A 14,414-nucleotide genomic window follows, 5' to 3' on the forward strand; every position below is an offset into this window, starting at 1 on the left:
ATGGCCTACCTGCAACTCAAAGACATCAAGAAGAGCTTCGGCGACGTCGACATCATCAAGGGCGTCGATCTCGAAATCCAGAAGGGCGAGTTCATCGTCTTCGTCGGGCCTTCGGGCTGCGGCAAGTCGACGCTGCTGCGCCTCATTGCGGGGCTCGAGCCGATCACCAGCGGCAAGCTGCTGCTCGACGGCAAGGACATCACCTGGGCGCCTTCGGGCAAGCGCGACCTGGCGATGGTGTTCCAGAGCTATGCGCTCTATCCGCACATGAGCGTGTACGACAACATGTCCTTCGCGCTCAAGCTCGCGGGCGTGCCGAAGGACGAGATCAAGACCAAGGTCGAGTACGCGGCGAAGACGCTCAACCTCACGCAGTACCTCGACCGCACGCCCAAGGACCTGTCGGGCGGGCAGCGCCAGCGCGTGGCGATCGGCCGCGCGATAGTGCGCGCGCCCAAGGTGTTTTTGTTCGACGAGCCGCTGTCCAACCTCGACGCGGCGCTGCGCGGCAACACGCGCGTCGAGATCCACAAGCTGCACCGATCGCTCGGCGCCACCACCATCTACGTGACGCACGACCAGGTCGAGGCCATGACGCTGGCCGACCGCGTGGTGGTGCTCAGGGACGGCCTCATCGAGCAGGTCGGCACGCCCCTCGAGCTCTACGACCACCCGGCCAACCAGTTCGTCGCGCAGTTCATCGGCATGCCGTCGATGAACATGGTGGCGGCAAGCGCGATTCCGAGCTTCTCCGCCGCCACCGGCGGGCGCCTGCCGAGCGACGGCTTCCTGGGCGTGCGGCCCGAAGGCCTGCGCGTGCATCCGAAGCAGGCCGCCGCCACGGGCGTGCCGGGGCGTGTGGAGCTGATCGAGGCGCTGGGTGCCGACACGCTGATCCACGTCGACGTGGGCGGCGTGCCGCTGATCGCGCGCCAGAACGAGCGCACGCCGCTGCATGCGGGCGACGACGTGGCGGTCGAGCTCGATCCGTCGGTGCTCCATTTGTTCAACCGCGAAGGCCGTTCGGTCTCCGCCTGACTTCTTCCGGAACATTCCCGTGACCCTCGCAGCAGCGCCTCTCGATGCGCCAACTCCACCCCCGGCTCCGTCGGAGTTCATGGTGCTTCACCTTGGACTCGGCTCGTTCCATCGGGCCCACCAGGCCGTCTATTTGCAGCGGCTGATCGATGCGGGCGACACCCGCTGGTCGCTCTCGGGCGCCAACATCCGGCCCGACATGGCCGAGGTCGTCGCCGCGCTGCAAGCGCAGGACGGCCGCTACACGCTCGAAACCGTGTCGCCGGCCGGCGAGTACCGGTACGAGCAGATCGAGGCCATCCGTGAAGTGCTGCCGTGGGAGCCTTCGCTGGCCGCGGTGGTCGCGCGCGGCGCGGCGCCGTCCACGCGCATCGTTTCGTTCACCGTGACCGAGGCCGGCTACTACCTCGACACCAAGGGCCGCCTGGACCTGTCGTTCGGCGATCTCGCAGCCGATATCGAGCGCGCGCGGCGCGGCAATGCCCGCAATGAGGGTGGCGAGGGCGTGACGATCTACGGCGCCGTCTGCGCGATCCTGCGCGCGCGCAAGGCCGCGCAAGCGGGCGCGGTCACGCTGCTCAACTGCGACAACCTGCGCCACAACGGCGACCGCTTCCGTGCCGGACTGCTCGAATTCATCGAACGCGCGGGCGATGGCGATTTGCTGGCATGGGTGCAAGCGAACACCGCCTGCCCGAACGCGATGGTCGACCGCATCACGCCGCGCCCGCCGCCCGAGCTGCGCGCGCGCGTGAAGGCCGCGACCGGCCGCGACGATGCGGCCGCCATCACCGGCGAGAGCTTCATCCAGTGGGTGATCGAGGACAACTTCGCGGCCGGGCGGCCCGACTGGGGCCGCGTGGGCGTGGAGCTGGTCGAATCGGTGCAGCCTTACGAAGAGGCCAAGATCCGCATCCTCAACGCCACGCACAGCTGCATCGCCTGGGCGGGCACCCTGGCGGGGCTCAACTTCATCCACGAAGGCACGCACGACGCCGCCATCCGCAGGATGGCGTTCGACTACGTGACCGACGACGTGATCCCATGCCTGAGTCCGAGCCCGATCGACCTCGCGGCCTACCGCGACGTGGTGCTCGACCGCTTCGGCAACCCCGCGATCCGCGACACCAACCAGCGCGTGGCGGCCGACGGCTTCTCGAAGATCCCGGGCTTCATCGCGCCCACGGTGCGCGAGCGGCTGGCCGCGGGGCAGCCGATCGACAGCGTTGCGATGCTGCCCGCGCTGTTCCTGGCCTTCCTGCAGCGCTGGCATCGCGGGGCGCTGCCCTATGCCTACCAGGACCAGGGCATGGACGAAGCCGCGGCGCACGCGATCTGCGATGCCGCCGATCCGGTGCTCGCGCTGTGCTCGGACCCGGGCCTGTGGGGCGCCGCCGCGGGCGATGCACGGCTGGTCGACGCGGTGCGCGCGGCGAGCGGTCGCGTGGCAAATTTCCTGAACCCTGGAGCAACGACATGAGCGAACGTTTGAAGAACCGCCACGTGCTGCTGACCGGTGCCGGTGGCGGCATCGGCCTGGCCGTGGCCGAGGCCTGCATTGCGGAGGGCGCGCGCTGCAGCGTGATCGACCGCGCCGCGGCGGCACCCGAGGCGGTGCGCGCGCTGCAGCAGCAGCACCCCGACCATCTGGCCTACATCGCGGCCAACGTGACCGACACACAGGCCATCGCGCACATGCTGGCCGAGGCGCAGGTCGCCTTCGGGCCGATCCACACGCTGTTCAACAATGCCGCGGTGTTCGACCTGGCGCCGCTGCTCGACAGCGACGAGGCTTCGTTCGACCGGCTGTTCGCGGTCAATGTGAAAGGCATGTTCTTCGTGATGCAGGCCGTGCTGCGCCACATGGTGGAGGCCGGCACGCAAGGCGCGTCGGTCATCAACATGGCCTCGCAGGCCGGGCGGCGCGGCGAGGCGCTGGTGTCGCACTACTGCGCCACCAAGGCCGCGGTCATCAGCTATACGCAGAGCGCCGCGCTGGCCATGGCGCCGCACGGCATCCGTGTCAACGGCATTGCACCCGGTGTGGTCGACACGCCGATGTGGGACCATGTCGACAGCCTGTTCGCCAAGGCCGAAGGGCTGCCGCCCGGCGAGAAGAAGCGCCGCGTGGGCCTGGAGGTGCCGCTCGGCCGCATGGGCGTGCCGGCCGACATCGCAGGCGCGGCGGTATTCCTGGCCAGCGACGAGGCGCGCTACATCACGGCGCAGACCCTCAACGTCGATGGCGGCAATGTCATGAGCTGACGAGTGATGACCGAAGACTTCCATCTGTACCTCGACAGCGCGGACCTGGCCGAACTGAAGACTTGCCTGCCGCACCCGGTAGTGCACGGCGTGACGACCAACCCCACGCTGCTGCAGCGTGCGGGCATCGGCCGCGGCGAAGTGCCCGCTTTGCTGAAGCGCTGCATCGAACTGGGCGCGCGCCAGGTGCAGGCGCAGGTGTATTCGAGCGAGGTCGACGGCATGCTCGAAGACGCGGATGCCTTGCTCTCGCACTTCGACCGGGGCCAGCTGGTGGTGAAGATCCCCGCCACGCGCCAGGGCCTGGATGCCGGCGCGCGGCTCATCGCGCAAGGCGTGCCCGTCACGTGGACAGCCGTCTATGCGCCCGAGCAGGCGCACTTCGCCGCGCAACTGGGCGCGGCCTACGCGGCACCGTACCTCGGCCGGCTCGACGATGCCGGTGTCGACGGGCTCGCGCTGATCGCGCAGATGCAGGCGCTGATCGCGCAGCGGCCTTCTTCGGGTACGCGGCTGCTGGTGGCCAGCATCCGCTCGCGCGAAGCCTATCTTTCGCTGCTGGCGCTGGGCGTGGCCGCCATCACGATCCCGCCGCGCCTCTTTGCCGAACTGCTCGACCACCCCGCCACGCTGGCCGCGGAGCGCGGCTTCCTGGCCGATGCGCGCACCTTGCCCTGAGAGAAGAGAATCCGAGAACCATGCGCATTGCACTCACGGGCGAAGCCCTCATCGATTTCACCGCCAGCGAGGCCGGCACGCTCGAATTCCTGGGCCACGAGGGCGGCTCGCCGCTCAACACCGCCGTGGCCTGCGCGCGCCTTGGCCAGCCCACCGGCTTTCTCACGCAGCTGTCGACCGACCTGTTCGGCGAACGGCTGATGGGCTTTCTCGAACGCAACGGCGTCGACACCAGCTTCATCCTGCGCAGCAATGCGCCGTCGACGCTGGCCTTCGTCGAGCGCACGCCGCGGACCAACCGCTATGCCTTCTACACGCGCGGCAGCGCCGACGCCACCTGGGCGCCCGAACCGCTGCCGCAGTTGCCGGCGGAGTGCCGCTTCCTGCATTTCGGCTCGATCTCGATGCTGCAGGAGCCGGCGGCCACGCGCATTGCCGAGCTGGTCACGGCCAGCGCCGGGCGCCGCGTGATCGTGTTCGACCCGAACGTGCGTCCCAGCCTGATTCCCGACATGGCCGCCTACCGCGAGCGCGTGACGGGCTGGCTCGCCATGGCCGACCTCGTCAAGCTCAGCGACGAGGACGCCGAACTGCTCGCCCCCGGCCAGCCGGTCGATGCGCTGGCCGCGGAATGCCTCCAGGCCGGCGCGCACGCCGTGGTCGTCACGCGCGGCGGCGCGGGCGCCACACTTTGGCGCACGGGGCACGCGCCCCTCACCGTGGCGGCGCCGCAGGTCCAGGTGGTCGACACCATCGGCGCGGGCGACACCTTCACGGCCGGACTCTCGGTGGCGCTGCTCGCGCACGGCGTCGAGCACCCGGCCCGGCTCGGCGAACTGGGCGACGACGCCTGGCGCGAAGTGATGCGCTTCGCCGCCACCGCCGCCGCACTCAACTGCACCCGCGAAGGTGCCGATCCGCCCACGCTCGACGCGGTGCACGCCGCGCTGGCGCAGGAAGACAATGGGGCCGTCGCTTCCCGGCCCTGACCCCCGTGCTGCCATGACAACGTCCACACGCAAACGCTCGATTCCCCGTCAGCGCCAACCCGAGCTGGAGCGTGACATTGCGCGCTCGCCGTCGCTGGGCTACGAGGCCCCCGAAACCGGCCTGGTGCGCTGCCTCGCGCACGGCTTTCCGAGCCCGCTGGTGCGATGGCACTTCCATGAAGACTACGAGCTGCACCTGATCACCGAGACCTCTGGCAAGGCCTTCATCGGCGACTGGATCGGGCCGTTCCAGCCCGGGCACCTCGTGCTGTGCGGGCCGCGGCTGCCGCACAACTGGATCTCGCTCGACGTGCCCGAAGGCGGCGCCGCGGGACGCGACCGGGTGATCCAGTTCCGCCACGAGCCCATCGAGCGCGCCGCGGCCGAGATTCCGGAACTGCGCGAGGTGATGCAGCTGTTCGAACGCGCGCGGCACGGCATCGAGTTCTTCGGCATGTCGCAGCAGGCGCAAGCGCACTGGGACAACATCAAGGCCGCGCGCGGCGTGCGCCGGCTCGGACTGTTCCTCGAGTTCATGGCCGACCTCGCGCACTGCACCGACTACCGGCTGCTTTCGAGCGTGCAGATGCAGGGCGCGCAAGGCATCGAGGGCGACGCCCAGGTCGACCAGATCAACGACATCGTCAACCGCATCACCAGCAACATGGCGGAGCCGATCTCCATGTCGGAGGTGGCGGCCGAACTGGGCATGAGCGAAAGCCGCTTCAGCCGCTTCTTCCGGCGCTCCACCGGCAACAGCTTCACCGACTTCGTCAACCGGGTGCGCATCAACAGCGCCTGCCACCTGCTGATGCAGACCGACCATTACGTGACCGACATCTGCTATCAGGTCGGCTTCAACAACGTGGCCAACTTCAACCGCCGCTTCCTCGAGATCAAGGGCATGACGCCGAGCGAGTTCAGGCGCCAGGCCGACACGCGGTTCGGCTGACCACAGGCTTTTTCCAAGGCGCAATCAGGGGGCACCATCTTGTATCTGGGACTCGACCTCGGCACGTCCGAGCTCAAGGCGCTGCTGCTCGCCGACGATCACCGCATCGTCGGCGTGGCACGCGCGCCGCTCACCGTCGAGCGGCCGCAGCCGCTCTGGTCGGAGCAGGCGCCGAGCCAATGGTGGCATGCGCTCGAGGAGGCGATGCGCGCGCTCGGAAAGTCGCATCCCGAGGAGCTGGCGGCCGTGCGCGCCATCGGCTTGTCGGGCCAGATGCATGGCGCCACGCTGCTGGACGCCGCCGGCGAGGTGCTGCGACCCGCCATCCTCTGGAACGACGGACGCAGCGGCCCGCAGTGCGAGGCGCTGGCGCGTACCGTGCCGCGGCTGGGCGAGATCGCGGGCAACCTCGCGATGCCTGGCTTCACCGCGCCCAAGCTGCTGTGGGTGCGCGAGCACGAGCCCGACATCTTCGAGCGCGTGGCGCGCGTGCTGTTGCCGAAAGACTGGCTGCGCTTCATGCTCAGCGGCGAGGCCGTCAGCGAAATGTCCGATGCGGCCGGCACGCTGTGGCTCGACGTCGGCGCGCGCGACTGGTCCGACGAACTGCTCGCGGCCACTGGGCTCACGCGCGGCCACATGCCGCGGCTGGTCGAGGGCAGTGCAGTGTCGGCGCGGCTCAAGCCCGAGCTGGCCGCGCGCTGGGGTGTGGGCAGCAGCACCGTGCTCATTGCTGGCGGCGCGGGCGACAACGCCGCCAGCGGCGTCGGCATGGGGCTGGTGGAGCCGGGGCAGGGCTTCGTGTCGCTCGGCACCTCGGGCGTGGTGTTCGTCTCGACCGACCGTTTTTTGCCCAACCCCGCGCAGGCGATGCACGCCTTCTGCCATGCGCTGCCCGGGCGCTGGCACCAGATGTCGGTGATGCTTTCGGCCGCGAGCGCCGTGAGCTGGGCCGCCAAGGCATTCAAGTTCGCCGATGAGGCGGCATTGCTCGAAGCTGCCGCGTCGGTTGCACCGGCACAGCGCGAACGTTGCCCGTTGTTCCTGCCGTATCTCTCGGGCGAGCGTTCTCCGCACAACAACCCGAACGCGCAGGGCGTGCTGTTCGGGCTCACGCATGCGCACGGTCCGGCGGAGATCGCCTATGCCGTGGTCGAGGGCGTGAGCTTCGGGTTGCGCGACGGCTTCGACACCCTGCGCCTGCCGGCCGGCATGCCGCTGCGCGAAGTGGCGCTGGTGGGCGGCGGCGCGCGCAGCGTCTGGTGGGGCCAGTTGCTGGCCGACATCTTCGAGGTGCCGCTCACGCTCTATGCGGGCAGCGAGACGGGTGGGGCGCTGGGTGCGGCTCGCCTTGCCTGGCTGGCCGACGGAGGCACCGTGGCCGAGGTGTGCACGCTGCCGCCGGTCAAGCAGCGGCTCGTGCCCTCGCAAGACGGCGCCACCGCGCACGCGGCACGCCATGCGCGCTTCAAGCGCCTCTACACAGCATTGCGCGATCAGTTCCGATGAGCGCCGCATTGTGAAGCGCCCATAAAAAAACCCGTCGAGAGACGGGTTTTTTTATTCGGGAGACACCGCGGATCCGGGTCCGCCGGTCCGCAGGTGTCGCCCCTGGAGGGGGAGGCGGCTACACGCAGTAGTGAGCCGCTTCGGGGGTGGGCAATTACATGCCCATGCCGCCCATGCCACCCATGCCGCCCATGTCGGGCATACCGCCGCCAGCACCGGCTTCTTCCTTCGGTGCGTCGGCGACCATGGCTTCGGTCGTCAGCAGCAGCGAGGACACCGAGGCGGCGTTCTGCAGTGCGGTGCGGGTGACCTTCGTCGGGTCCAGGATGCCCAGCTCGAGCATGTCGCCGTACGTGTCGTTCGCAGCGTTGAAGCCGTAGTTGCCCTTGCCGGCCAACACCGCGTTCACCACCACCGAGGCTTCGCCGCCGGCGTTGTTCACGATTTCGCGCAGGGGTGCTTCGATGGCCTTGAGCACCAGCTTGATGCCGGCGTCCTGGTCAGCGTTGTCGCCCTTGATCGAGTCGCCCACGGCTTGCTTGGCACGCAGCAGAGCCACGCCGCCGCCAGCCACGACGCCTTCTTCCACTGCAGCGCGGGTGGCGTGCAGGGCGTCTTCGACGCGAGCCTTCTTTTCCTTCATTTCGACTTCGGTGGCAGCGCCAACCTTGATCACTGCAACGCCGCCGGCCAGCTTGGCCACGCGCTCTTGCAGCTTTTCACGGTCGTAGTCGCTGGTGGCTTCCTCGATCTGCACGCGCACTTGCTTCACGCGGGCTTCGATGTCGGCTGCAGCGCCCGAACCGTCGATGATGATGGTGTTTTCCTTGCCCACTTCGATGCGCTTGGCCTGGCCCAGGTCGGCCAGCGTCACCTTCTCGAGCGTCAGGCCCACTTCTTCAGCGATGACCTTGCCGCCCGTCAGGATGGCGATGTCTTCCAGCATGGCCTTGCGGCGGTCGCCGAAGCCAGGAGCCTTGACAGCGACGACCTTCAGGATGCCGCGGATCGTGTTCACGACCAAGGTAGCCAGGGCTTCGCCCTCGACTTCTTCGGCAATGATCAGCAGCGGACGGCCAGCCTTGGCGACTTGTTCCAGCGTGGGGAGCAGGTCGCGGATGTTGCTGATCTTCTTGTCGAACAGCAGCACGAAGGGGTTGTCCAACAGCGCCGATTGCTTCTCGGGGTTGTTGATGAAGTAGGGCGACAGGTAGCCGCGGTCGAACTGCATGCCTTCGACGACGTCGAGTTCGCTGTCCAGCGACTTGCCGTCTTCCACGGTGATCACGCCTTCCTTGCCGACCTTGTCCATCGCGTCAGCGATGAGCTTGCCGATGGTTTCGTCGCTGTTGGCCGAGATCGAGCCGACTTGAGCGATTTCCTTCGACGTGGTGGTGGGCTTCGAAGCCTTCTTCAGCTCGGCGACCAGGGCCGTGACGGCCTTGTCGATGCCGCGCTTCAGGTCCATCGGGTTCATGCCGGCAGCCACCAGCTTGAAACCTTCGCGAACGATGGCCTGGGCCAGCACAGTCGCGGTGGTGGTGCCGTCACCGGCGTTGTCCGAAGTCTTGGAGGCCACTTCCTTCACGAGCTGGGCGCCCATGTTCTGGAGCTTGTCCTTGAGTTCGATTTCCTTGGCGACCGACACACCGTCCTTGGTGACGGTCGGGGCGCCGAACGAGCGCTCGAGCACCACGTTGCGGCCCTTGGGGCCCAGGGTCACCTTGACGGCGTTGGCGAGGATGTTGACACCCTCGACCATGCGTGCGCGGGCTTCACCGCCGAAGACTACGTCTTTTGCTGCCATGTTTTATTACTCCGAATGGGGATGGATGGATTACTTCTCGACGACTGCGAACAGGTCGTCTTCCTTCATGACCAGCAGTTCGTCGCCATCGACCTTGACGGTCTGGCCGCTGTACTTGCCGAACAGGACGCGGTCGCCGACCTTGACGGTCAGTGCGGTCAGGTCGCCCTTATCGGTGCGCTTGCCGGGGCCGACGGCCAGGACTTCACCCTGGTCGGGCTTTTCGGCGGCTGCGTCGGGGATGACGATGCCGGAGGCGGTCTTGGTTTCGCTGTCAACACGCTTGACGATCACGCGATCGGCCAAAGGACGAAGTTTCATTGCATCTCCTGGATAAGAAACGGGGTTGTGGTCGGGCGCCGGCGGGAAAGACCGGCAGCCCATCGACTGGAAGCGAGGCTTTGTTAGCACTCATCAGCAGCGAGTGCTAATCATAAGGGCAATCGGGGGACTTTCAAGGGCCCGGGCGCGCATCTGCGGCGCTGCCCGCCTATTCCGGCGCGTGCGCCAGCACAAAGGAGAGCGATGCCAGGTGCTCCACCTTGTCGGTCTTGAGCGGATCTTCCGGCGGTGCGGCCAATTGGGCGGTGACGACGTTCAGCCCCTGGTTGCGCACCTTGATGACCACACTGCCGTCGGCGCCGCTTTCCATGGGCCTGGCGTCGGGATCGTTGACGAAATCACTCAGCACCAGGGCGCCCGCCACGGGCTTGCCCTGGTAGAGCACGCGCAGGCGCAGGTCTTGCCCGAGCTTCTCGGGCAGGGCGGCATCGACCGGGACGATCTGCAGCGCATGCCCGGGCAGCGGCGGCAAGGCATTGCGCAGCGGGCTGCGCAGATGCACCGCATATTTGAAGTTGTGGCCGCTCGTGAGCGCGCCGGGAACTTCGTTCTTGCCCTTCTTGAGCCATTTGCCTTCCGGCGTCTTGCTCCAGATGCCGTTGTCGAGCACCGCTGCGACGATGGCGGGTTTCTCCTTGGTGTCCACAAGCAGCAGGCGCCCGTTCACCTCCAGGGCGGTCGGCACGGGCTTCCCGTATGCGTCATAGGCGCTGACCGCGGTGATCAGCGGCTGCCGCTTGACCGTGTCCAGGTCGTCGGCGCCCTCGCCATAGATCAATGCGAGATCGCCCGAGCGCTGGGCAAACCAGATGCCGTGCGCCTGCGCGCCCGCGGAAGAAAGTACGGCCGCCGCTGCGAGCGTGGCCAGGGCGGCGATTCGGTGCAGCCTGTTCATCATTGGGAGTCCAGTCGAAAAAATGCGGATACGGGGTGAATGCACGGGCTTCAGAGGTCCAGCTTCAGGCTGGCCACGACGCTGCGCTTGGCGCCCGGAATCACGTACAGGTTGCCCCACGAGGCGGTGTAGTAGTTCCGGTTGAAGAGGTTGTGCACGTCGACCGACACGCGGGCGGTCTTGTTGATCTGCCAGAAGCTCACCAGCTTGACGGTGGTGTAGGCCGGCAGCGCGTAGGTGTCGGCGCTGTTGCCCGAACGGTTGCCCACGTAGTTGATGCCGGCACCCACCCCATAGCGGCTGCCATCGGCCAGCGCATCCTCGCGGATGGCGAACAGGCCGGCGCTCGTCTTCGGGATGTTCACGATGCGCGTGCCGGGCGCCAGCGTTGCGTCCTTCGAGATCCGGGCGTCGACGTAGGCGAAATTTCCGCTCACCCGCCAGTTCCTGTCGATCTGGCCATAGACGTCGGCCTCGAAGCCGCTGCTCTTGACCTCGCCGGCCGCCACGGAGAAGCCGGGCGTGTCGCTGGCCGTCAGCACGTTCGTCTTCTTGATGTCGAACACGGCCAGGTTGGCGCCCAGGCGCTGGTCCGGCGTCTGCAGCTTCACGCCGGCCTCCAGCGCGGTGGAGCGCTGCGGATCGAAGGCCTGGCCGTTCTTGTCGGTGCCGCTGTTGCCGCGAAACGACTTGCCGGCGGAGACGTACCAGGAACTCCAGTCGTTCGGCAGGTAGGTGAGGCCTGCGCGCGGCGAAACGGCATCGTGCTTCTGGGCGCTGTTGCGGTTCACGCGGTCCTCGATGCTCTGCCTGAAGTGGTCGTAGCGGGCGCCCACCAGCAGCTTCCACTGCGGCGACAGGCTGATCTGGTCTTGCAGGAAAACGGCGCTCGCGCGCTGGTGCTCGTCCGAACTGGAAGTGAGCGAGGTGAGCGGCGGCCGGGGCCTGCCATAGACGGGCTGGTAGATGTCGATCGGGTAGTTGCCCGAGCGGAGGATTTCGGTGTTCATCCACAGCCTGGACGCTTCCACGCCGACCAGCAGCGTATGGGCCAGCGCGCCGGTCGTGAACTTGCCTTCCAGCTCCGCCTGGAAAGAAGTGTCGCGCGACGGCAGCTGGCGCCAGGTGGCGCGGCGGTTGAGCGTCCGGTTGTCGCTGGCCAGGGAAGTCGCTTCGGTGTAGTTGCCGGAGAAGGTGCTTTCCTTGTAGCTCGCACCGATGCGCGCGCGCCAGTTTTCCGACAGCTGGCGGTCCAGCGTGAGCTGGTGGGTATTGCTGGTGAGCGTCATGTTGCCGTCGCCGGGCTCGTTGAGCACCCGGTCGCGCGGCAGGGTTCCGAGCAGGCCGCGAACGTTGATCAGCCCGCGGTCCAGCGGCGTTTTCGAACGCAGGAACTCGGACTCGTAGTTGAGCACTGTCTTGTCGTCGATGACCCAGGTCAGCGCCGGCGCGACCAGGGTGCGCCGGTTGCTCAGCAGGTCGCTTCGACTGTCGCCTTCTTCCACCGCCAGGTTCAGCCGGTAGGCCACGCTCCGGCTCAGCGCGCCGGTGCTGTCCAGCGTGCTGCGGCGCAGGCCCTGGCTGCCGATGCTGAAGTCGGCGGTGTTGCGACGCGTGAATTCCGGCTTTTTCGTGACGATGTTGATGGTGCCGCCGGGCTCGCTGCTGCCGTAGACCGCCGAAGCCGGGCCCTTGAGGAACTCGAAGCGCTCGACCGTGGCGGTGTCGCGCGGCGGGTTGTAGCCGCGCGATCCGGGAAAGCCGTTGACCAGGAATCCCATGTCGGTACTGCTGAACCCGCGGATGCCGAAGTTGTCCCAGGTGCCACCGAAGTCGTTGAGGCGCGTGATCCCACTGACAAAACCCACCGTGTCGGCCAGGCGCGTCGCACCCATGTCTTCGATCAGCTGGCTGGAGACGATGCGCACCGATTGCGGCACCTCCCGCAGCGGCGTGCTGGTGCGCGTGGCGCCGCTGCTGGTCGTGGGGTTGTAGCCCCCGGATTCGGGCTCGGCGACAACATGCACTTCGGGCAGCGATGTGCTCGCAGGGTCCGGCTGTCCGGTGCCGGTGCCTTGTGCCATGGAGAGCGGGGAAATGGAAGCGAGGGGGAGCAGGGCAAAAGCGATGCGTGACGACCGGATGCGGGATCTCATTGAAATTTGTTGACGTTTTATTTACAGTTAATGAGAATAAATCTCATTACCTATTGTAGACGTCCGCTACAGCTGGTCGGTCGGCACGAACCAGGAAAACAGCAGCAGTTGCAGCCGCGTGAGCAGGCTCGAATCGGGCTCGCTGTCGAGCACCTCGTTGTCCACGTCGCCGGTGCCTATCCATTGCACGTTCTCGCCGTCGGGCAGCAGCACGACGCGGTAGACGCCCTCGATGTCGTCGAGCTGGTAGGCATAGAGAAGCGCCTGGGTCAGCTCGAAACTTCGCACGCGAACGCCGAACTCGGTGTTCAGCCGCGCCGAGCGCGGGTCGAGGTTCATGGAGCCCAGCAGCACCCATTCGCGGTCGACCAGCGCGAGCTTGGCGTGCAGCCGGCCGCGCGCCTTCTTGAGCAGGTCGCGCAACTGCCGGTTGCGCTTGAGCTGCCGGGTGCTGACCTCGTACAGGTTCACGCCCAGCTTCAGCATGTCGACGCGATAGCGGTTGTAGTTGATGTTGACCAGCGGCTCGTCGCTGTCGGCCAGCGAATTGGTGATGACACTGATGCGCACGCCGCGCGCCCGGCCCTCACGGATGCGCGCCATGCCTTCCTCGCCTGGAATGAAGTAGGGCGAGATCACCACCACGTCCGAACGCGCCGTGGCGGTCATTTCATGGAAACGCGCGGCCAGCGATTCGGCCGGTGACGCGAGGGTGCCCAGCGCCTTGTTGGGGCTGTCGGCCGCGGCATGGGCGTCGGCGCGCATCCACTTCATGCGGCCGCTGTCGGCCAGCTGGGCGCCGAGCGGCGGATCGCCCATCAGGTCGGTGCCCTGCAGGGCGGCGGGCGGCGGGGCATGGACCGGCGAGGTGGCGGCTTCGAACTCGGACTTCAGCGCCTCCGGGGTGCCGCTGGCGTTGGCGATCCGCTGGAGCGGGTAGACGACGTCGCTGTTCCAGTAGGTGTCGAAGATGCGGGCGGCCTCCGGAACCACGGGGCCGGCCATGATCAGTTCGAAGTCGATGAAGTTGGCGCCCTCGCTGCGCAGGAAATACTCGTCGGCCAGGTTGCGGCCGCCGGCAATGGCCATGGCGCCATCGGCCACGAAGAGCTTGTTGTGCATGCGATGGTTGAGGCGGCGGAAATCGCCGAAGAATTCCATCCAGCGCGTGGCCGAGTGGTCGCGGGCGTTCACGAAGGGGTTGAACAGCCGGACTTCGGCGTTGGGTTCCGCGGCCAGGCCGAGCAGGAGGCGGTCCATGCCGGCCGTGTAGAAGTCGTCGAGCAGCAGGCGCACCCGCACGCCGCGCCGCGCGGCATCGCGCAATTCGCGCAGCAGCAGGCGGCCGGTCTTGTCGTTGCCGAGCTGATAGGTCTGTACGTCCAGCGAGGCCTGCGCCCGCCGCATCAGCTCGAAGCGCGCATCGAGCGCAAAGGAGGCCTCCACCAGCGGCCGGATGCTCGACAGGCCGTCGTGCGCGTCGTCCAGGCTGGCCGCGGCGCGGCCGAGCGCGGTGGAAGGGGAGGCGGCAATCGAGAGCGTTGGCGGCTCGGGCGTGCGCGGAGGCAGGCCGGCGCAGCCTGCGAGCACCCAGGCGATGCCGGTGGCCACCAGCCAGAGCGCCAGGCCGCGCAGCGCAGGAAACGAAGAGGCGATGAGCTTGTCGGGCATGGGGCCTGCGGACGCACACGATGTGCGGCCGGGATCGTAGCCGCTTTGCCTTGTGGCGCGCCGCACCTCCGGCGCGAGCGCTGCCGGAACGCCCCCTTGTCCAGGCGGGGAA

General features: G+C 67.5%; 12 protein-coding genes. 7 read left to right on the top strand and 5 right to left on the bottom strand.

Annotated elements, in window-relative coordinates; genetic code table 11:
* From FB547_RS07465 to xylB, 7 genes are all read left to right on the top strand, one after another.
* Entirely contained in the window at positions 1–1,038 is a 1,038-nt protein-coding gene (locus FB547_RS07465; protein ID WP_145740947.1) for an ABC transporter ATP-binding protein, read from the top strand.
* Positions 1,039–1,117: 79 nt separating this feature from the next.
* Positions 1,118–2,518, top strand: a complete 1,401-nt coding sequence (gene dalD / locus FB547_RS07470; protein WP_186454138.1) for a D-arabinitol 4-dehydrogenase — start codon at positions 1,118–1,120, stop codon at positions 2,516–2,518.
* Positions 2,515–3,303, top strand: a complete 789-nt coding sequence (locus FB547_RS07475) for an L-iditol 2-dehydrogenase (RefSeq protein ID WP_145740949.1) — start codon at positions 2,515–2,517, stop codon at positions 3,301–3,303. The genes dalD and FB547_RS07475 overlap by 4 nt, the downstream gene beginning before the upstream one ends.
* A 6-nt stretch (positions 3,304–3,309) precedes the next feature.
* On the top strand, positions 3,310–3,981 hold the full coding sequence (locus FB547_RS07480) for a transaldolase family protein (RefSeq protein WP_186454123.1): 672 nt from the start codon (positions 3,310–3,312) through the stop codon (positions 3,979–3,981).
* A gap of 20 nt (positions 3,982–4,001) precedes the next feature.
* Positions 4,002–4,970 carry a carbohydrate kinase family protein gene (locus FB547_RS07485; protein ID WP_145740953.1) on the top strand — a complete coding sequence of 323 codons (969 nt, stop codon included), beginning with the start codon at positions 4,002–4,004 and terminating at the stop codon, positions 4,968–4,970.
* Positions 4,971–4,983: 13 nt separating this feature from the next.
* On the top strand, positions 4,984–5,922 hold the full coding sequence (locus tag FB547_RS07490) for an AraC family transcriptional regulator (protein ID WP_186454124.1): 939 nt from the start codon (positions 4,984–4,986) through the stop codon (positions 5,920–5,922).
* Between the two features lie 39 nt (positions 5,923–5,961).
* Positions 5,962–7,431 (top strand): xylulokinase, encoded by a 1,470-nt coding sequence (gene xylB / locus FB547_RS07495; protein ID WP_145740957.1) that lies wholly within the window; start codon positions 5,962–5,964, stop codon positions 7,429–7,431.
* Positions 7,432–7,585: 154 nt separating this feature from the next.
* Here xylB and groL read toward each other — a convergent pair whose 3' ends face one another.
* From groL to FB547_RS07520, 5 genes are all read right to left on the bottom strand, one after another.
* Entirely contained in the window at positions 7,586–9,238 is a 1,653-nt protein-coding gene (gene groL, locus FB547_RS07500; RefSeq protein WP_028259335.1) for a chaperonin GroEL, read from the bottom strand.
* 30 nt (positions 9,239–9,268) lie between these two features.
* Positions 9,269–9,559, bottom strand: a complete 291-nt coding sequence (locus tag FB547_RS07505) for a co-chaperone GroES (RefSeq protein ID WP_018907465.1) — start codon at positions 9,557–9,559, stop codon at positions 9,269–9,271.
* A gap of 169 nt (positions 9,560–9,728) precedes the next feature.
* Complete coding sequence (locus FB547_RS07510; protein WP_222431235.1) at positions 9,729–10,478, bottom strand: DUF4198 domain-containing protein; 750 nt, start codon at positions 10,476–10,478, stop codon at positions 9,729–9,731.
* A 47-nt stretch (positions 10,479–10,525) separates the two neighbouring features.
* Complete coding sequence (locus tag FB547_RS07515) at positions 10,526–12,631, bottom strand: TonB-dependent siderophore receptor (protein WP_145740960.1); 2,106 nt, start codon at positions 12,629–12,631, stop codon at positions 10,526–10,528.
* A 66-nt stretch (positions 12,632–12,697) separates the two neighbouring features.
* Entirely contained in the window at positions 12,698–14,302 is a 1,605-nt protein-coding gene (locus FB547_RS07520) for a phospholipase D family protein (protein WP_145740962.1), read from the bottom strand.
* Positions 14,303–14,414 lie beyond the last annotated feature (112 nt).

This window comes from Variovorax beijingensis (assembly GCF_007828835.1).
Lineage (GTDB): Bacteria > Pseudomonadota > Gammaproteobacteria > Burkholderiales > Burkholderiaceae_C > Variovorax > Variovorax beijingensis_A.

Excerpts from the sequence above, each read along its gene's own strand:
- FB547_RS07465 (WP_145740947.1), top strand. The coding sequence starts at position 1 with ATGGCCTACCTGCAACTCAAAGACATCAAGAAGAGCTTCGGCGACGTC.
- dalD (WP_186454138.1), top strand. The coding sequence starts at position 1,118 with ATGGTGCTTCACCTTGGACTCGGCTCGTTCCATCGGGCCCACCAGGCC.
- FB547_RS07475 (WP_145740949.1), top strand. The coding sequence starts at position 2,515 with ATGAGCGAACGTTTGAAGAACCGCCACGTGCTGCTGACCGGTGCCGGT.
- FB547_RS07480 (WP_186454123.1), top strand. The coding sequence starts at position 3,310 with ATGACCGAAGACTTCCATCTGTACCTCGACAGCGCGGACCTGGCCGAA.
- FB547_RS07485 (WP_145740953.1), top strand. The coding sequence starts at position 4,002 with ATGCGCATTGCACTCACGGGCGAAGCCCTCATCGATTTCACCGCCAGC.
- FB547_RS07490 (WP_186454124.1), top strand. The coding sequence starts at position 4,984 with ATGACAACGTCCACACGCAAACGCTCGATTCCCCGTCAGCGCCAACCC.
- groL (WP_028259335.1), bottom strand. The coding sequence starts at position 9,238 with ATGGCAGCAAAAGACGTAGTCTTCGGCGGTGAAGCCCGCGCACGCATG.
- FB547_RS07505 (WP_018907465.1), bottom strand. The coding sequence starts at position 9,559 with ATGAAACTTCGTCCTTTGGCCGATCGCGTGATCGTCAAGCGTGTTGAC.
- FB547_RS07510 (WP_222431235.1), bottom strand. The coding sequence starts at position 10,478 with ATGATGAACAGGCTGCACCGAATCGCCGCCCTGGCCACGCTCGCAGCG.
- FB547_RS07515 (WP_145740960.1), bottom strand. The coding sequence starts at position 12,631 with ATGAGATCCCGCATCCGGTCGTCACGCATCGCTTTTGCCCTGCTCCCC.
- FB547_RS07520 (WP_145740962.1), bottom strand. The coding sequence starts at position 14,302 with ATGCCCGACAAGCTCATCGCCTCTTCGTTTCCTGCGCTGCGCGGCCTG.